The sequence below is a fragment of the Stenotrophomonas sp. GL_111 genome (assembly GCF_057835245.1).
This window is the reverse complement of record NZ_CM174421.1, coordinates 1,514,757-1,532,295: the sequence shown is the minus strand read 5'-3', so window position 1 is coordinate 1,532,295 and position 17,539 is coordinate 1,514,757. Positions and strand designations below refer to the sequence as shown.

Sequence of the window (17,539 nt, the reverse complement as noted above, 5' to 3'; positions counted from 1 at the left end):
CAGTCATCTGGCCAAGGCATCAATGGCAGCCCCTGCAACGACGGGCCCCGGGGCGGCCGTCGGTTTGTCCGAAACTGTCATATTTACGCAATCTTCACTAATTAGCCTGCGCAGCAACTTCCCACCTGCCTGCAAGGCTGACTCTCCATGAAACTGCATCGCCAACTTCTTACTGCGGCCGTTGCGGCTGCGCTGTTTGTGCCCGCCGCCCACGCTGAAGTGGCCATCGACGTGATCGGCGGTTCGGAGATCACCTTCGAAGGCCTGGTCCAGGCCGACGGCAACTGGTACGACAACGACATCACCGACCTCAATGGCGGCGACGCCGGCAACGGCAAGAACAGCGAGTTCGAGCTGCGTCGCGCCGAGCTGGTGCTCAAGGGCAAGGGCCCGGGCAACATCGAGTGGGTGGTCGGCTACGACGCCAAGGCCGACAAGTTCCTGGACACCAACCTGAAGTACAAGCTGGCCGGCAACGCCAACCACTTCGTGCAGTTCGGCCAGTTCAAGCAGCCCAACAGCCTGGAAGAACTGTCCAGCACCAAGAACAACGACTTCATTTCCAAGGCCGCGGTCACCAACACCTACGCGGTGGCCCGTCGTCTGGGCGGCGCGTACAGCATCGGCGATGCCAACTGGTCGGTCACCGCCAGCGCCTTCGGCCGCGAGCTGACCCGCAACCTGGCCCACGGCAGCGGCTACGGCGCGCGTGGTACCTGGGCGCCGATCAATGAGAAAGGCCAGGTGCTGCATTTCGGCCTGAGCTACGTCGACTACGACACCGATGCGGACACCCTGCGCGTGCGCGCCCGTCCGAATGCCGACCTCGCCACCGCGCGCCTGGTCGACAGCGGCAACATGGTCGATACCGATCGCGTGAGCACCCTTGGTGCGGAAGCGATGTACATCGGCGGTCCGTTCAAGGCCCAGGCCGAGTACTACACCAGCAAGGCCAAGCGTTACTCGCACGACAACTACACCAGCGATGGCTACTACGTCAGCGGCCTGTGGAACATCACCGGCGAGAGCTGGGGCTACAAGGGCGGCGTGCCGTCCACCGGCCTGCCGGACGAGCCGGCCAGTGGCATGTGGCAGCTGGGCGCGCGTTACGACCACATGGATCTCAATGACGGCAACGTCAATGCGAATCCGGTGGCCGGGCGTCCGCCGATCGTCGATGGCGTGCTCGGCGGCAAGATGGACGTGTGGACGGTCGGTGCGAACTGGTACTGGCGTTCCAACGTGAAGCTGGCGCTGAACTACGTGATGGTCAGCAGCAAGAAGTACAACTCGACCGCGCGTACGTTCGTCAACGACGACCCGAACATCCTGGAAGCCCGCATGCAGTTCTTCTGGTAAGACCTGCGGCAATCACGTAATCGTGTGACCGGAAGGGCGCAGCTTGGGCTGCGCCCTTTTCGTTTCGTGTCCACCGCCAATGACACGTGTCACGGTCGCGTCATATGACAGACGCTGCACTGTCATCGAACCGTTATGGAATGAGCACCGGGCGGGAAACCCCGCACCTTCATCCATCCCAGGAGCCACCCCGTGATCCACGCCTTCAAGTCGCGCGCCGCCGTTGCCGTCCTCGCCGCGTCGTCCGTGTTCGCCGCCAATGCCGCCGATGTGACCGGCGCGGGCGCCTCGTTCATCTACCCGGTCATGTCCAAGTGGTCGGCCGACTACAGCACCGCCACCGGCAAGAAGGTGAACTACCAGTCGATCGGTTCGGGCGGCGGCATTGCCCAGATCAAGGCGGCCACGGTTGATTTCGGCTCGTCCGATGCCCCGCTGAAGCCGGAAGAGCTGGCTGCGGCCGGCCTGGCCCAGTTCCCGTCGGTGATCGGCGGCGTGGTGCCGGTGATCAACGTGGCCGGCATCGCCCCGGGCGCGCTGAAGCTGGATGGCCCGACCCTGGCCAACATCTTCCTGGGCAAGATCAAGACCTGGAACGACCCGGCGATTGCCGCGCTGAACCCGGGCGTGAAGCTGTCCGATGGCAAGATCACCGTCGTGCACCGCTCGGACGGTTCGGGCACCACCTTCAACTTCGTCAACTACCTGTCCAAGGTCAATCCGGAGTGGAAGAGCAAGGTCGGTGAAGGCACTTCGGTCCAGTGGCCGGTCGGTATCGGTGGCAAGGGCAATGAAGGCGTTGCCGCCTACGTGAAGCAGATCAAGGGTGGCATCGGCTACGTCGAGCTGTCCTACGCGCTGCAGAACAAGATGTCCTACGCCGCGATGAAGAACGCGTCCGGCAAGATCGTGCAGCCGTCCGATGCGTCCTTCGCCGCCGCTGCCGCCAGCGCCGACTGGGCCAGTGCCAAGGACTTCTACCTGGTCATGACCAACGCCCCGGGCGCCGAAGCGTGGCCGATCACCGCCACCAACTTCATCCTGGTGCGCAAGCAGCCCAAGAACGTCGCCAACGCCAAAGCCACCCAGGAGTTCTTCCGCTGGGTGTACAAGAGCGGCGATGCGCAGGCCAAGCAGCTGGACTACGTGCCGCTGCCGGATGCCCTGGTCAAGCAGATCGAGACCTACTGGACCCAGAACCTGAAGTATTGAGGGGCCACCCCCACGGGGTGACCCACCGGTTGCTGCCAACCGGACAGTGCAATGGCGTCGGCAGGTCCTCTCTCCCCTTGCCGCCGCCCGGCGCGGATCGAAAGATCCGCGCCTTTTTATTGGTTCTTCTTCTATTGGAGGGGTCTCTCTCCAAGGGCAACAGCAGTTTGCGCATGGCGGTTGGGGCCCCCGCGCCCGACCGACCAGGACCGCGCTGGCCAGGGCGGAGATGCACCGTGAAGCCCCCCGGCCACTGCCCGGCTGAACGCCACAGGCCCCGCCACGCAAGGCTTTCATGTGCGCCCTGTCACGCCGTCATCAGGCTGTAACAAAAACATCATTTCATAGCAGCGTCGGCCGGCAAGACCGGCCCCCTTCCCGCTACGGAGTGATCCATGAAACTGCATACGGCTGGCTTGACCGCCCTTTCCCTGGCCATCGCGCTGGGTCTTTCCGCCTGCAAGCCAGGCGCCGAAGGCCAGGCTGCCGCACCGGCCGCCGACGCCCCCGCCGCTGCCCCGGCGGCCGGTGACAGGCTCACCGCCGAGATCTCCGGCGCCGGCGCCTCCTTCATCTTCCCGCTGGTGTCCAAGTGGTCGGCCGACTACAACACCGCCACCGGCGCCAAGATCAACTACCAGTCGATCGGTTCGGGCGGCGGCATCGCCCAGATCAAGGCCGGTACCGTGGACTTCGGTTCCTCCGACAAGCCGCTGTCCAGCGAAGAGTTGGCGCAGGCCGGCTTGGGCCAGTTCCCGTCGGCCATCGGCGGCGTGGTCCCGGTGGTCAACATCGAAGGCCTGGAAACCGGCAAGCTGCGCCTGAGCGGCGCGCTGCTGGCCGATATCTTCCTGGGCAAGGTCAAGACCTGGAACGACCCGGCGATCGCCGCGGCCAACCCGGGCGTCAAGCTGCCTGACGGCAAGATCACCCTGGTCCACCGTTCGGACGGCTCGGGCACCACCTTCAACTTCTCCAACTACCTGTCCAAGGTCAGCCCGGACTGGAAGGCCAAGGTCGGCGAAGGTACGTCGGTGCAGTGGCCGGACGGCGTGGGTGGCAAGGGCAATGAAGGCGTGGCCTCGTACGTGAAGCAGATCAAGGGCTCGATCGGCTACGTCGAACTGGCCTACGCGCTGCAGAACGGCATGCCGTATGCGGCCATGCAGAACGCCGCCGGCAACTGGGTGCAGCCGAGCGCTGAAACCTTCGCCGCCGCCGCGGCCAGCGCCGACTGGGCCAGCGCCAAGGACTTCAACCTGGTCATCACCAACGCCCCGGGCGACCAGGCGTGGCCGATCACCGCCACCAACTTCATGCTGATGCACAAGCAGCCCAAGGATGCCCAGCGCAGCAAGGACACCCTTGCGTTCTTCAAGTGGGCCTTCGAGAACGGCCAGAAGCAGGCCAACGAACTGCACTACGTGCCGCTGCCGGCCGAACTGGTCACCCAGATCGAAGGCTACTGGGCCAGCGAGTTCAAGTAAGCGTTCCGGCGGGCCTGCGATCGCGCAGGCCCGCGGTTTTCCCCGCATGCCGCACCACCCCGCCGCACCACCTCTCGGGCCCCCGCCTTTGCCATGAATGCCATCGCCCAGCCAGTACCCGCCCCGTCCACGCGCGACCTGCGTGATGCCCGCAACGACCGACTGTTCCGATGGGTCCTGATCGCCACCGTGTTCCTGGTGCTGATCGCCCTGGCCTGCGCCGCGCTCTCGATGCTGTGGGGCGGCCGTCATGCCCTGCAGGAACAAGGCCTGAGCTTCTTCTACTCGTCGGAATGGAATCCGGTCGAGAACAAATTCGGCGCACTCGCGCCCATCTACGGCACCCTGGTCACCGCGTTCATCGCGATGCTGATCGCGGTGCCGGTCAGCTTCGGCATCGCCTTCTTCCTGACCGAAGTCGCGCCGCGCTGGCTGCGTGGCCCGGTCGGTACCGCGATCGAGCTGCTCGCCGGCATTCCCTCGATCATCTACGGCATGTGGGGCCTGTTCGTGCTGGTCCCGGTGATGACCGAATACGTCACCCCGTTCCTCAACGACCACCTGGGCACGATGCCGATCATCGGCCCGTTGTTCCAGGGCCCACCGCTGGGCATCGGCGTGCTTACCGCCGGCTTCGTGCTGGCGATCATGGTCATCCCGTTCATTTCCTCGGTGATGCGCGAAGTGTTCCTCACCGTGCCGACCCGCCTGAAGGAATCGGCCTACGCGCTGGGTTCCACCAAGTGGGAAGTCAGCTGGGACATCGTGTTGCCCTACACCCGCTCGGCGGTGATCGGCGGCATCTTCCTCGGCCTCGGCCGCGCGCTCGGCGAAACCATGGCCGTGGCGTTCGTGATCGGCAACAGCGTGCGCCTGTCGCCCTCGCTGCTGGAACCGGGCACCACCATCGCCGCGCTGATCGCCAACGACTTCGGCGAAGCCACTGAAACCTACCGCTCGGCGCTGCTGCTGCTCGGCTTCGTGCTGTTCATCGTCACCTTCGTGGTGCTGGCGATCGCCCGCCTGATGTTGATGCGACTGTCCCGCAAGGAGGGCAACTGATGTCCACCGCCAACGCCCAACCGCTGTACCTGCGCCGCCGCATCGTCAACGTGGTTGCACTGGGCATGTCCTGCCTGACCGCGCTGTTCGGCCTGTTCTTCCTGGGCTGGATCCTGTTCACGCTGGCCTCCAAGGGCCTGGCCGGGATCAACCTGGACCTGTTCACCAAGATGACCCCGCCGCCGATGCAGGCCGGCGGCCTGGCCAACGCCTTCTTCGGCAGCGCGGTGATGTGCGGCCTGGCCATTGCCATCGGCACCCCGCTGGGCGTGCTGGCCGGCACCTGGCTGGCCGAGTACGGCAACGCCCGCAAGGCCGGCACCGTGGTCCGCTTCGTCAACGACATCCTGCTCTCGGCACCGTCAATCGTGCTCGGTCTGTTCGTCTACACCCTGTACGTGATGCAGACCGGCGGGCAGTTCTCGGCCTTCGCCGGTGCGCTGTCGCTGGCCTTCATCGTGCTGCCGGTGGTGGTGCGTACCACCGATGAAATGCTGCGCCTGGTGCCCTCGCAGATGCGCGAAGCGGCGCTGTCGCTGGGCATCCCGCAGTGGAAGGTGACGGTGCAGGTGCTGTACCGCAGCGCCGCCGCCGGCATCATCACCGGCATCCTGCTGGCCCTGGCCCGCATCTCCGGTGAAACCGCGCCGCTGCTGTTCACCGCCTTCGGCAATCAGTACTGGAACAGCAACGTGTTCCAGCCGATGGCCAGCGTGCCGGTGGTGATGAACCAGTTTGCCGGCAGCCCGTATGAATCCTGGCAGGTGCTGGCCTGGGCCGGCGCGCTGGTGCTGACCGTGTTCGTGTTGCTGGTCAGCCTTTCCGCGCGCGGCATCCTGCTGCGCAACCGTATCTCCCATGACTGACCTTTCCGCGGACATCGCCATGAACGATCTTTCCAACGCCGTGCCGATGCAGCGCATCGTGGTCCCGGCCTCGCACGAAAACCTGCACACCCCGGCGCCGATCAAGCTGGCTGCGCGTGGGCTGGACTTCTACTACGACAAGTTCCACGCGCTGAAGAACATCGAGCTGGAAATTCCCGAGAAGCGCGTCACCGCGCTGATCGGCCCGTCCGGCTGCGGCAAGTCCACGCTGCTGCGCATTTTCAACCGCATCTACGCGCTGTACCCCAAGCTGGAAGCGCGCGGCGAAGTGCTGCTGGACGGCGAGAACATCCTGTCGCCGAAGTACCCGATGAACCGGCTGCGCAGCAAGGTCGGCATGGTGTTCCAGAAGCCGGTACCGTTCCCGATGACCATCTTCGAGAACGTCGCCTACGGCATCCGCCACCACGAGAAGCTGTCCAAGGCCGAGATGACCGTGCGTGTCGAGCAGGCGCTGCGCCAGGCCGCGCTGTGGGACGAAGTGAAGGACAAGCTCAACCAGAGCGCACTGGGCCTGTCCGGCGGCCAGCAGCAGCGTCTGTGCATCGCCCGCGCCGTGGCCCTGCGCCCGGACGTGCTGCTGCTCGACGAGCCGACCTCGGCGCTGGACCCGATCTCCACCAGCCGCATCGAGCAGCTGGTCGAAGAGCTCAAGCACGACTACACGATCGTCATCGTCACCCACAACATGCAGCAGGCCGCGCGCGTGTCCGACTACACCGCCTTCATGTACCTGGGCGACCTGATCGAACACGACCGCACCGAAGTGATCTTCTCGCAGCCCAACAAGCGGCAGACCGAAGACTACATCACCGGCCGCTTCGGCTGATTCCCAGACAACGCCTGCCGGGCATGGTCCGGCGCTACCTAATGGACTCTCCATGAACATCCCCAACGACCACATCGTCAAGAGCTACGACGAAGAGCAGCAGCGGCTGGTGGCCGAGATCGTGCGCATGGGCGAAATGTCCGTCGCGCAGCTGGAAGCGGCGATGGACGTGATCGAGAAGCGCGACGAGAACGCCGCGCTGCGCATCATCGCCAACGACGAGGCCATCGACGGCCTGGAACAGCAGATCAGCCACGATGTCATGCGCCTGGCGCTGCGCGGGCCGATGGCGCGCGACCTGCGCGAGATTCTGGCCGGCCTGCGCATTCCGGCCGACATCGAGCGAATCGGCGACTACGCCGCCAACGTGGCCAAGCGCTCGATCGCGCTGAGCAAGGCCCCGCCGCTGCCGCAGATCCAGGGCCTGCGTTCGCTGGGCCGGCTGGCCGCCCAGCAGGTGCGCCGTGCCATCGATGCCTACCGCGACAACGACGCCGCCGCGGCGCTGGCACTGCGCGACGACGACGCCCGGCTGGACGCGCAGTACACCGCGCTGTTCCGCGAGCTGCTGACCTACATGATGGAAGATCCGCGCAACATCACCCCGTGCACGCACCTGCTGTTCATGGCCAAGAACCTGGAGCGCGTGGGCGACCACGCCACCAACATCGCCGAGAACGTGTGGTTCCTGGTGCACGGCGAACAGCCGCTGCCGCCGCGCGAGAAGCGCGACGAGACCAGCAGCACCGAACAGCTGTAATCCATCGGGCGCCTCGCGCCCGGCAGTGCTATACCCCACGCCTGGCCGGATGCCCATTGCACCGGTCAGGCGTTTTTTTTTCCTTCTCCGCGCGGTTTCGTTCCGGGTGTGAGGCGAGCGTTGGGGCCCGCGCCCCAGCCATCTGCACCGCGGGGCCTTACACGGAAAAACACGCCGTGGACGTTTCCCGCAAATGGGAGAAGAACCTTGAACGCGCCTGCGTTGGATGCCGCGCGTCGCGCGGCCAGCCGGCCAGTGGCCGGCTCTACCGCCGTTCAATGAGCGGACGCCATGTGTCCAAGGGCTGGCGTGGGTGGGTAGGCGGGACTGTTCACAACATGGATGTTGTGAACAAGCCTCCACGGATGGATTCACGGCGTGTCCCGCCTACCCACACACGCCAGCCCAAACCCGCACAAGCGACGCCCCGCTCTTGATCTGCGCCGTTGGCATTTGGCCTTTTCCCATGAACCCCACCTGTCTGCCCCGCCAACGTCGCGGATCGTCCGCCCCGCCCTTGGACTCTTGCTGGTGTCCCCCGCAAGATGATGTCCACCAAGCCCGCCGACCATGCAGATGATCATTCCCTCAGAGGATCTCAACGCCGCCCACGGCGGAGACCGCGATGCGCTGGAGCGCGTGCTGCGCCATTCGCGCCAGCACCTGCGCCGCTACGCGGAGCATCACTGCGTCATCAATGACGTCGAAGACGCTGTCCAGGAAAGCCTGATCACCGTCTCGCGGCGGCTGGCCAGCCTGCGCCTGCTGGAGTGCTTCACCTCCTGGGCCTTCCGCATCGTCAAACGCGAATGCAACCGGCTCAAGCGCGCCCGCTGCCAGTGGCGCGACGAAGAACTGCGCGAAGAAATCCTGCCCGCCGCGCGGCGCTCGGACATGGACCTGCAGCGCGACTGTGCCGCCGCCCTGGAATCACTGCCCCTGCACTACCGCGAAGTGATCCTGCTACGCGACCTGGAGGGCCGCTCGATCGCCGAAATGGCCGAACAGCTGTCCACCACCCCCGAAACCATCAAGGCCCGCCTGCACCGTGCCCGCGTCATGGCACGCGAATACCTGGCCTGATGTTCCCTGCATGCCGGCAATCCGGCATGCTCCGCTGGCAAGTTCCCCGGCCCCCGGGCCATCCCTTGGAGTAACTGCATGAACAAGACCCACAAGCGCGTGTCCCTGCTGACCTGTGCCGCGCTCGCCGGCAGCCTCGGCATTGCCGGCACCGCCTCGGCGCTGTCGATGACCGACCTGGTGCAGGGCTATGCCCTGGCGGCGCAGGCGGCACCGAAGACCGACGCCAAGGCCGCCGAAGGTAAATGTGGTGAAGGCAAGTGCGGTGCCGACAAGGCCAAGGCCGAGGACAAGAAGGGCGCCGAGGGCAAGTGTGGTGAAGGCAAGTGCGGCGCCGACAAGGACAAGCCCAAGGCCGCACCGAAGGCCGGCGACAAGAAGACCGCCGAAGGCAAGTGTGGCGAAGGCAAGTGCGGTGCCAAGCACTGACCGTGCCCCGCGGCTGAGCCCAGCTCCCTCGCCGCTGCCTGCGGCGGCGGTGGGGTTGGGCCTGCGCCGCGCCCTGCTGGACGACCTGGATGCGGCGCCGGCCGGGGATATCGATTTCCTCGAATGCGCGCCGGAAAACTGGATCCAGCTCGGCGGCGCGCTCGGCGAACGCCTGCAGTCGCTGAGCGCCCGCTACCCGCTGACCTGCCACGGCCTGTCATTGTCGCTGGGCGGCAGCGCGCCGCTGGACCTGGATTTCATCGACCTGGTCGGGCGCTTTCTCGACACCCATCACGTCAGCCTGTACAGCGAACACCTGAGCTACTGCAGCGACGACGGCCACCTCTACGATCTGTTGCCGCTACCCTTCACCGACGAGGCCGTGCGCCACACCGCCGCGCGCATCGCCCAGGTGCAGGACCGGCTGGGCCGCCGCATCGCCGTCGAGAATGTCTCCACCTATCTCACCCCGCACGCGGCCATGAGCGAGCTGGAATTCACCTGCGCGGTACTGGCCGAGGCCGACTGCGACCTGCTGCTGGACGTCAACAACGTCTACGTCAACGCCATCAACCATCGCTACGACCCGCACGCCTTCATCGCCGGGCTGCCGGCGGCGCGCATCGTCTGCCAGCATGTGGCCGGCCACTACGATGAGGCCGACGATCTCAAGATCGACACCCACGGCAGCCCGGTCATCGACCCGGTCTGGGCCCTGCTGGGCGAAGCCCGCGCGCGTTTCGGCCCGCGCCCGACCCTGCTTGAACGCGATTTCAATTTCCCGCCGTATGCCGAGCTGCGCCAGGAACTGCAGCGGGTCCGCCGGATCCTGACCCGCGCCAGCCCTGCCCCGGTGGCTGCATGAACCGCCTGCAGCACCAGCAGGCCGCGCTGACCCGGCACCTGCGCGATCCCGCGCACCAGCCCGCGCCGGACGGCCTGGAGGAACGCCGCCTGCAGATCTACCGCGAACTGCTGTTCAACAACCTGCAGGCGCTGCTGGGCAGCAGCTTCCCGGTGCTGCTGCAGGTTCTGGACGAGGACGAATGGGCGGCGCTGTGCCGCCGCTACTTCGTCGAGCATCGCTGCCGCTCGCCGCTGTTCACCGAAGTCGCCGGCGAATTCGTGGAATGGCTGCAGGAGCAACCTGGCTTGCCCCGCCCGTTCCTGGCCGAGCTGGCGCACTACGAGTGGGTGGAATTGGCCCTGCAGGGATCGGACGCCACCCCGCTGCCGCCACCGTCGCCCGGTTTCGATCCCACCATGGCGCTGCTGCAGCGTTCGCCGTTGGCCTGGCCACTGGCCTACACCTGGCCGGTGCAGCAGCTGGGCCGCGACGTCCAGCCCCGTGTGCCGCCGGCCGAACCGACGTTCCTGCTGGCCCGCCGCGTGCCCACCGGCCGCATCGTGTTTTCCCAGCTCAGCGCGCTGGCCTGGCACCTGCTTGAACAGCTGGACGATCCCACGCCCGCCAGCGGCGAACAGCATCTGCAGCAGTTGGCAGCCCGCAATGGCCTGGACGCTGCGGCCCTGCTCGCCCCTGGGCGCGACCTGCTCGCGCAGCTGCTGTCCACGGGTGTGATCGGCCCGGCAGCACCGACTGCGCGCTGAACCGGCGTCAGTCGGGGCGCATCGGCGCGCACAGCGGCCGCCTCTGGTAGGCACCCCCGTTGCTGCTGGAGCCCCCGATGTCTGCATCCCTGTCTGCCCTGCCCGCCCTGCGTACCCGTACCGACGCGCTGGGCCACTGGCTGGCCCCGCTCGGCCTGCGCCTGCTGCTGGCCTGGGAATTCTTCGAGTCCGGTCTGGAAAAATGGCGCGGCGAGAACTGGTTCGACAGCGTGCAGGCCAGCTTCCCCTGGCCGATCCGCGCGCTGCCGGCCGACCTCAACTGGCAGCTGGCCACCTGGGCCGAACTGGGCGGTGCGCTGTGCCTGCTGCTCGGCTTGGCCACCCGCAGCGCGGCGGCACTGCTGATCGGCGTAACCGTGGTGGCAACCGCCGCGGTGCATTGGCCCGAACAGTGGGACTCGCTGGGGGCGCTGGCCCAGGGCTATGCGATCAGCGACCAGGGCCAGGGCAACTTCAAGCTGCCGCTGCTGTTCATCGTGATGCTGCTGCCATTGCTGCTCAACGGCGGCGGCCGGCTCAGCGTGGATGCCTGGCTGGCGGCACGGCTGCGCTGGCGCCAGGTGGGCCCTGACAGCGATCTGCGCAGCTGGGGTGTGCTGGCGCTGGCGGCCGCCTGGCCGGTGAGCTGGCTGCTGCCGGGGCTGGGTGCGGCGTTGCTGGTGTGCGCGATGGCGCTGCTGGCCTGCGCACGGCGGCCGGGGCGCGCGGAGCGCTCTGCTAAACTGGATGGATGACTGAAGACCTCTCCCCGTCTGCCGCCCCCCCGGCGGACACTGCTGCTACGCCCTCGGTCGCCCAGCGCTTGATGGCGACCCGCTTCCGGGGCTTCCTGCCGGTGGTGATCGACGTGGAGACCGGCGGCTTCGACAGCAGCCGGCATGCACTGCTGGAAATCGCTGCGGTGCCGATCGAAATGGACGACAACGGCCTGCTCTATCCCGGCCAGACCGCCAGCGCCCACGTGGTGCCGGCCGATGGGCTGGAGATCGACCCGAAATCGCTGGAAATCACCGGCATCATCCTCGACCACCCGTTCCGCCTGGCCAAGTCGGAGAAGGATGCGCTGGACCACATCTTCGCCCCGGTGCGTGCGGCGGTGAAGAAGTACGGCTGCCAGCGCGCGATCCTGGTCGGGCACAACGCGCATTTCGACCTGGGCTTCGTCAACGCGGCGGTCAACCGGGTGGGCCACAAGCGCAACCCGTTCCATCCGTTCAGCGTGTTCGACACCGTCACCATGGCCGGCATCGCCTACGGCCAGACCGTGCTTGCCCGTGCCGCCAGCGCCGCCGGGCTGGGCTGGGACGCCGATGAAGCGCACAGCGCGGTGTATGACACCGAGCAGACCGCCAAGCTGTTCTGCAAGATCGCCAACGCCTGGCCGCGTCCGCTTTGATCAACCGATGGCCGTGCGGTCGCGACCTTCGCTCTTGGCCCGGTACAACGCGCGGTCGGCGCGCTGGTAGAGCAGCATCGGGGTGCGGTCGGCCGCGTCCAGTTCAACCAGGCCGGCACTGAAGGTCACCTTCAACCCGGGCACGCCAGCCCAGTCCGGGTGGTCATGGAACAGCCCACGCAGGCGTGCGCAGACCTGCGCGGCTTCATCCAGCCGGGTGTCGTTGAGCAGCAGCGTGAACTCTTCGCCGCCGGTACGCGCGGGCATGTCCGAATCGCGACAGGCCGAGGCGATCACCCGCGCCACTTCGACCAGCACCACGTCGCCCACGCTGTGGCTGTGCTGGTCGTTGACCTCCTTGAAGTGGTCGATATCGAGCACCACCAGGCACAGCGGATGGCCGCTGCGCTGGGAACGGGCGAAGTCGCGCGCCAGCGCTTCATCGAAGGCGCGGCGGTTGGGCAGCCCGGTCAACGCATCCTCGCGCGCCTGCCGCTCGAACTGCTCGGCCTGCACCGCCAGGCGGTCGGCCAGTTCGGTCTTTTCCAGGTTCAACGCCTGCAGGTTCACCGTCTGCGCCTGCAGGTCGAGCGTGGCTTCATCGACCATCCGCGCCAGCCGGATGTTGCTGGCCTTGTAGCGGTTGATCAGATAGCGGTACAGCGCGATCAGCGCGGCCAGCAACAGCATCCCGCCGACCACCTGCATGCTGCGCCGCTGCCACAGGAACGGCTCCACCGTGAACGCCCAGACCGCTTCGCTGTCGCTCCAGTTGCCGCCCGGGTGGGCCGCTGACACGTGCAGGGTGTAGTCGCCCGGTGGCAGCCCGATGAACTCCACGCTGCGCTGCGGGCCGCGCTCGACCCAGCCGCTGTCCAGGCCATCGAGCCGGGTGCGGTAACGGATCCGTTCGGACATCAGGTAGCTCAGCCCGACATAGCTGACGCTGAGCCGGCGCCCGCCGGGAATGGTGTTGTGCTCGCGTCCCTGCCAATGCAGCGGCTTGCCATCCACCAGCACGTTTTCGATCACCGCCGGCGGTGCCAGGCGCTCGCGGAAGCGCTGCAGGCGCAGCGGGTCGACCATGCTCAGACCACCGGCGGTGACCACCCAGAAGCTGCCGTCCTGGCGCAGGATCGCCGAGGGACCGGAGCTGCCGTTGGCCTGCGAATTGGCCATGCCATCGATTTCGTTGTAGTGCTCCACATCGATGCGCCGGCGGCGGCCATCGGCCACCTCGTCGAGCATCGCCATGTCGGTGCGCAGCACGCCGCGGTTGCTGCTGATCCAGACATTGCCGATCCGGTCCGGAACCAGCTGGAACACGGTATCCACCGGCATCCCCTGCTCCAGCCCGACCCGCGCCAGGCGATCATCCTGCCAGCGGTACAGGCCGCGATCGCTGCTGATCCACATTGCATCGCCGATCTGCTGGAAACCGAACACGCTGCGCCCGCCGCCCAGCGGCGCCAGGTCGATGTGCTGCACGCGGTTGCCGCGCAGCACCCGGATGCCTTCGATGGTGCCGATCCACAACGCGCCCTCGGCATCATGCGCGAGCGCGGTGATCAGGCCACCGGGCATGCCCGGGATCGCCGGCACCTCCACCCCGTGCGCGTCGATCCGCACCACGCCCTTCTGCGTGCCGGCCCAGACCGCACCGGTACGGTCCACGCTCATCGCGCGGATGTTGCCACCGGGCAGGCCGTCGGCGGTGCCATAGCTGCGCACCGTGCGGCCCTGCGCATCCAGGCGGAAGATGCCATCGCCGAACGTGCCCACCCACACATCGCCCTGGTGGTCCTGGGCCAGGCTGAGCACCGAGGGCGTCTTGCCGCCGCTGTTGCGCAGTGCGACCGGGCTGAAGGTGCCCTGCGCATCGCGTCGGTCCAGGCCACTGGCACTGCCGATCCACAGCTGTCGCTGGCGGTCTTCGAGCACGGTCCGGATGTAATCGCCGCTCAATCCATCGCGCTCGGTGTAGCTGGTGAACAAGGTCTCGCGCAGGCGGTACAGGCCGCCGTTGGCGCCCACCCAGATGCTGCCCTCGGCATCCTCGCGCAGGCTGACCACGCGCCCGCCCGGCAACGCCAGCCCGGCCGGCAGCCGTTCCAGCCCGTGCCGCGACAACCGCAGCAGGCCCTGGTTCTCGGTGCCCAGCCAGAGGTCGCCGTGGCGGTCCTGCAGCATCGCGGTGATGTGCATCACGCCCGGCAGGCGGTGCTGCAGTTGCGGCAGGCCATCCTGCATGCGGTAGACCCGCTCGCCGGCGACCACCCACATCACCCCGTCCGGCGCACGGTAGGGCCAGACCAGGCCTTGGCCGAGCCCGAAGTTCTCCGGTGCGCGGCGCAGCACGCCGGCGGTATCGCGCACCACCAGCCCGTTCAACGTGCCGACCCAGACCCGGTCCTGCGCATCGACCACCAGCTTGGTGAAGCTCATCGCCATCGGCACGTCGGCCGGCGGCTTCTGGTAGGTGATGCGGCCGTCCGCGCCGAGGCTGCCGATGCCATTGCCTTCATACAGCAGCCACAGCCGCCCATGGCTGTCCATCTGCATGGCCTGGATCAGCACCTGCGGCGTATCGGGCTGATGCTCGAACACCCGCCATACCCCGTCCGGGCCACGCCGGGTGACGTTGCCGCGCGAATCACTGATCCACAGCGCGCCGCCATGGTCCACGAACAGCGCACCAATGCCATTGTCACGCAGGCCCGGGCGGGTGCTGCGGTCGAATACGGTGAACTCCAGGCCGTTGTAGCGCACCAGCCCTTCCCAGGTGGCAAACCACAGATGGCCCTCCGGGGTCTGTGCGATATCGCGCAGCGAGTTGTGCGGCAGCCCGTTGCGCGAGGTCCACACATCGATGGCGTAATCGCGCAGCGGCGGCGGCCCTTCCTGAGCGGCGACCGACGGCGCCAGCCCGGCCAGCAGGCACAGCCACAGCAGCGCTGCGCACAGGCGCTGCACTGCATTGACAGTTCGTGCCGGCCGCCACCGGATCCCCTCCCCCACTGCCGTCATGCGTGGGGACCAGGCGGAAAGCGGAGCGGGCACAGCGCGGTTCGCGGCAGAACACCGGCGTGGCAGCAGGCGGGGTAAGGCACGCTCATGCAAAGGAAGCGGGTGCGGGGTTGCCCATAGTAGGCAAATCCGCGTGCATTTGCGCCGTGAAACCTCAGCCGGTGCGGCTTCCCGGCGCACGCAATGACGCCGGCCAGCGCACCACTGCCTCCAACCCCCCCATCGGATGGTTGCGCAACTGCAGCTGCGCGCCATCCTTTTCGGCCAGTGCGCGGGCAATGGTCAGGCCCAGCCCGGCACCGCCGGTGGCGCGCGAACGCGATGTCTCCACCCGCATGAACGGATCGAACACCGCCTCCAGCTCGTCTTCTGCCAGGCCCGGTCCACGGTCGCGGATCCGCACCACCACCTCCTCGGCGTCCTGCTCCACGCTGATCCGCGCCGACTGGCCGTAGGTCACCGCGTTGTCCACCAGATTGGAGAACAGGCGGTGCATCGCCAGCGGGCGCAGCATCAGCACCGCACCACTGCCCTGTTCGAAGCGGACGTCATCGCCGGCTTCCACGGCATCCTCGGCGATGCTCTCCAGCAGTGAATCCAGATCCAGCGCGGCACGCTGTTCGGCGCTTTCGGCGCTGCGGGCCAACTCCAGCCCCTCGCGGATCAGCGCCTGCATCGCGCCGAGATCGGCAATCAGGCGTTCGCGCAGCGCCTCGTCGCTGACGTTCTCCAGGCGCAGGCGCAGCCGGGTCACCGGGGTCTGCAGGTCGTGGGTGATCGCCGCCAGCATCTGGGTGCGTTCGCCCAGGTGCCGCTGCAGGCGCTTCTGCATGGCATTGAAGGCCTCCGCGGCGCGCTGTACTTCCAGCGGCCCGGTCACCGGCATCGGTGCACCCTGCAGGTCATCGCCCAAGGCAGCCGCGGCATCGGCCAGGCGCTGCAGCGGCGCGCTCGCCATGCGGGCAACCACATAAGCCAGTATCGCGATGGCCATCACCAGCAAGGTCAGGAACAGCGGGTCCACCGCCAGGATGCCGTTGTGCGCCACCGCCGGCGAATCCAGCGCCAACCGCAGCGGCGTACCGTCGGTCAGCTGCAGGCTTACCACCCGGCACTTGGGCGGAATGAAGGCCGGGTCGCGTTCGCGCGGTGGGCCGTTGCGCGGCTTCTTGCGATGCGGCAGCTCGGGCAACCGGGGCAGGCACGAGCGGAAGCCGGTGAAGGCCACCTGGCTGCTGGCCACCGGGCCGGGGCGGTCATCGAGCACCTGCATCAGCGCCGCATCGGGGCGGCCGATGCGCGCGCCTTCGGGCAGCCGGCGCACGCTGGGGCCACCGCTGTCGAGCAGGCGGTCACGCAGCTCCGGGTTGCCGTCCAGCAGGTTGACGAACCCCTGCAGGCGGTCGGCGATGCGGTTGAGGTTCTGCCGCTCGAATTCCTGCTGGCGCTTGGCGCTGGCCAGCATGGTCGCGCCGATCGCGGCCACGCTCATGCCCAGCAGCAGGATCACGAACAGGCGCCCCACCATGGAGGCGAAGAACCGGCGCAGGCGCTTCATTCCAGGGTGACCGCGGTGGCCAGCACATAGCCCTCGTTGCGCACGGTCTTGATCAGGCCGTCGCTGCCACCGTCAACGGCCAGCTTGTTGCGCAGCCGGCTGACCTGCAGGTCGATCGCGCGGTCCTGGGTCTCGTAGCTGCGCCCGCTGCTCAAGGCCACCAGCTGCTCGCGCGACAACACCTTGTTGGCATGGCCGACGAACACCCGCAGCAGGCGGAACTCGGCGCCGGACAGCACCACCACGCGCCCATCGGGATCCAGCAGATGGCGGTGCTCCAGGTCGAACACCCAGTGCGAGAAGCGCGCGCGGCGGATCGCCAGCGGCTCCAGGTTGGCCGGCAGCGCCTCGGTCCGGCGCAGCACGTTGCGGATCCGCGCCAGCAGCTCACGCGGTTCGAACGGTTTGGCCAGGTAGTCGTCGGCGCCCATCTCCAGGCCGAGCACGCGATCGATCGGCTCGCTGCGCGCGGTCAACATGATCACCGGCGTGGATGAACGCGCACGCAGGTCGCGGCACAGGGTCAGGCCATCTTCGCGCGGCAGGTTGAGGTCGAGCACGATCAGATCCACGTGTTCGCGCTCCAACAGCTGGCGCATGCCGTTTCCGTCACTGGCGGTACTGACCAGATAGCCGGCACGGCCAAGTTGTTCGGCCAGCAGCTGGCGGATGTCATTGTCGTCGTCGACGATCAGCAGTCGGTGCATCGGGTGAAGGGTCTCCATGCGGCCATGATCCCCTGTCGGGAGCTGAACCGCATCCAGTGGTTTGCGTACGCATGTTTCAAACGCGGCGCTGGACACACAGCGACACACGGG

At 67.3% G+C, this 17,539-nt stretch carries 16 protein-coding genes; 13 read left to right on the top strand and 3 right to left on the bottom strand.

The features are described from left to right. Positions 1-147: 147 nt before the first annotated feature. From AC3IPM_RS06925 to rnt, 13 genes are all read left to right on the top strand, one after another. Positions 148-1,359, top strand: coding sequence for an OprO/OprP family phosphate-selective porin (locus tag AC3IPM_RS06925; protein ID WP_489303227.1), 1,212 nt, complete (start codon positions 148-150; stop codon positions 1,357-1,359). A gap of 192 nt (positions 1,360-1,551) precedes the next feature. After that, positions 1,552-2,571, top strand: a complete 1,020-nt coding sequence (gene pstS / locus AC3IPM_RS06920) for a phosphate ABC transporter substrate-binding protein PstS (protein WP_489303226.1) — start codon at positions 1,552-1,554, stop codon at positions 2,569-2,571. A 395-nt stretch (positions 2,572-2,966) separates the two neighbouring features. Beyond that, positions 2,967-4,058, top strand: coding sequence for a phosphate ABC transporter substrate-binding protein PstS (gene pstS / locus AC3IPM_RS06915; protein ID WP_489303225.1), 1,092 nt, complete (start codon positions 2,967-2,969; stop codon positions 4,056-4,058). Positions 4,059-4,151: 93 nt separating this feature from the next. Beyond that, positions 4,152-5,120, top strand: coding sequence for a phosphate ABC transporter permease subunit PstC (pstC, locus tag AC3IPM_RS06910; protein WP_489303224.1), 969 nt, complete (start codon positions 4,152-4,154; stop codon positions 5,118-5,120). Then, complete coding sequence (gene pstA, locus AC3IPM_RS06905) at positions 5,120-5,986, top strand: phosphate ABC transporter permease PstA (RefSeq protein ID WP_489303223.1); 867 nt, start codon at positions 5,120-5,122, stop codon at positions 5,984-5,986. Before pstC ends, pstA begins: the two co-directional genes overlap by 1 nt. A 19-nt stretch (positions 5,987-6,005) precedes the next feature. Continuing rightward, a complete protein-coding gene (pstB, locus tag AC3IPM_RS06900) occupies positions 6,006-6,836 on the top strand; it encodes a phosphate ABC transporter ATP-binding protein PstB (RefSeq protein ID WP_489303222.1) in 831 nt (276 codons plus the stop codon). Between the two features lie 52 nt (positions 6,837-6,888). After that, entirely contained in the window at positions 6,889-7,596 is a 708-nt protein-coding gene (phoU, locus tag AC3IPM_RS06895; RefSeq protein WP_489303221.1) for a phosphate signaling complex protein PhoU, read from the top strand. A 576-nt stretch (positions 7,597-8,172) separates the two neighbouring features. After that, the gene (locus AC3IPM_RS06890) at positions 8,173-8,679 is read left to right on the top strand and encodes an RNA polymerase sigma factor (protein WP_489303220.1); all 507 of its coding nucleotides are present in this window, start codon (positions 8,173-8,175) and stop codon (positions 8,677-8,679) included. Between the two features lie 78 nt (positions 8,680-8,757). Then, positions 8,758-9,108 carry an HvfA family oxazolone/thioamide-modified RiPP metallophore gene (locus AC3IPM_RS06885; protein ID WP_489303219.1) on the top strand — a complete coding sequence of 117 codons (351 nt, stop codon included), beginning with the start codon at positions 8,758-8,760 and terminating at the stop codon, positions 9,106-9,108. Next, a complete protein-coding gene (locus AC3IPM_RS06880; protein ID WP_489303218.1) occupies positions 9,095-9,973 on the top strand; it encodes an HvfB family MNIO-type RiPP peptide maturase in 879 nt (292 codons plus the stop codon). The genes AC3IPM_RS06885 and AC3IPM_RS06880 overlap by 14 nt, the downstream gene beginning before the upstream one ends. Continuing rightward, the gene (locus AC3IPM_RS06875; RefSeq protein ID WP_489303217.1) at positions 9,970-10,719 is read left to right on the top strand and encodes an HvfC family RiPP maturation protein; all 750 of its coding nucleotides are present in this window, start codon (positions 9,970-9,972) and stop codon (positions 10,717-10,719) included. Before AC3IPM_RS06880 ends, AC3IPM_RS06875 begins: the two co-directional genes overlap by 4 nt. Before the next feature lie 77 nt (positions 10,720-10,796). After that, a complete protein-coding gene (locus AC3IPM_RS06870) occupies positions 10,797-11,474 on the top strand; it encodes an HvfX family Cu-binding RiPP maturation protein (protein WP_489303216.1) in 678 nt (225 codons plus the stop codon). A 71-nt stretch (positions 11,475-11,545) separates the two neighbouring features. Then, on the top strand, positions 11,546-12,136 hold the full coding sequence (rnt, locus tag AC3IPM_RS06865; RefSeq protein ID WP_489303215.1) for a ribonuclease T: 591 nt from the start codon (positions 11,546-11,548) through the stop codon (positions 12,134-12,136). Here rnt and AC3IPM_RS06860 read toward each other — a convergent pair whose 3' ends face one another. The 3 genes from AC3IPM_RS06860 to AC3IPM_RS06850 all read right to left on the bottom strand — a co-directional run bounded on the left by AC3IPM_RS06860 (position 12,137) and on the right by AC3IPM_RS06850 (position 17,446). Further along, on the bottom strand, positions 12,137-15,163 hold the full coding sequence (locus AC3IPM_RS06860) for a two-component regulator propeller domain-containing protein (RefSeq protein ID WP_489303214.1): 3,027 nt from the start codon (positions 15,161-15,163) through the stop codon (positions 12,137-12,139). 154 nt (positions 15,164-15,317) lie between these two features. Beyond that, positions 15,318-16,721: a sensor histidine kinase gene (locus AC3IPM_RS06855; protein WP_489303213.1), complete on the bottom strand. Its 1,404-nt coding sequence runs from the start codon at positions 16,719-16,721 to the stop codon at positions 15,318-15,320. Then, positions 16,718-17,446 (bottom strand): response regulator, encoded by a 729-nt coding sequence (locus AC3IPM_RS06850; protein WP_489303212.1) that lies wholly within the window; start codon positions 17,444-17,446, stop codon positions 16,718-16,720. The genes AC3IPM_RS06855 and AC3IPM_RS06850 overlap by 4 nt, the downstream gene beginning before the upstream one ends. Between the last annotated feature and the right edge of the window lie 93 nt (positions 17,447-17,539).

Excerpts from the sequence above, each read along its gene's own strand:
- AC3IPM_RS06925 (WP_489303227.1), top strand. The coding sequence starts at position 148 with ATGAAACTGCATCGCCAACTTCTTACTGCGGCCGTTGCGGCTGCGCTG.
- pstS (WP_489303225.1), top strand. The coding sequence starts at position 2,967 with ATGAAACTGCATACGGCTGGCTTGACCGCCCTTTCCCTGGCCATCGCG.
- pstC (WP_489303224.1), top strand. The coding sequence starts at position 4,152 with ATGAATGCCATCGCCCAGCCAGTACCCGCCCCGTCCACGCGCGACCTG.
- pstA (WP_489303223.1), top strand. The coding sequence starts at position 5,120 with ATGTCCACCGCCAACGCCCAACCGCTGTACCTGCGCCGCCGCATCGTC.
- pstB (WP_489303222.1), top strand. The coding sequence starts at position 6,006 with ATGAACGATCTTTCCAACGCCGTGCCGATGCAGCGCATCGTGGTCCCG.
- phoU (WP_489303221.1), top strand. The coding sequence starts at position 6,889 with ATGAACATCCCCAACGACCACATCGTCAAGAGCTACGACGAAGAGCAG.
- AC3IPM_RS06890 (WP_489303220.1), top strand. The coding sequence starts at position 8,173 with ATGATCATTCCCTCAGAGGATCTCAACGCCGCCCACGGCGGAGACCGC.
- AC3IPM_RS06885 (WP_489303219.1), top strand. The coding sequence starts at position 8,758 with ATGAACAAGACCCACAAGCGCGTGTCCCTGCTGACCTGTGCCGCGCTC.
- AC3IPM_RS06875 (WP_489303217.1), top strand. The coding sequence starts at position 9,970 with ATGAACCGCCTGCAGCACCAGCAGGCCGCGCTGACCCGGCACCTGCGC.
- AC3IPM_RS06870 (WP_489303216.1), top strand. The coding sequence starts at position 10,797 with ATGTCTGCATCCCTGTCTGCCCTGCCCGCCCTGCGTACCCGTACCGAC.
- rnt (WP_489303215.1), top strand. The coding sequence starts at position 11,546 with ATGGCGACCCGCTTCCGGGGCTTCCTGCCGGTGGTGATCGACGTGGAG.
- AC3IPM_RS06860 (WP_489303214.1), bottom strand. The coding sequence starts at position 15,163 with ATGACGGCAGTGGGGGAGGGGATCCGGTGGCGGCCGGCACGAACTGTC.
- AC3IPM_RS06855 (WP_489303213.1), bottom strand. The coding sequence starts at position 16,721 with ATGAAGCGCCTGCGCCGGTTCTTCGCCTCCATGGTGGGGCGCCTGTTC.
- AC3IPM_RS06850 (WP_489303212.1), bottom strand. The coding sequence starts at position 17,446 with ATGGAGACCCTTCACCCGATGCACCGACTGCTGATCGTCGACGACGAC.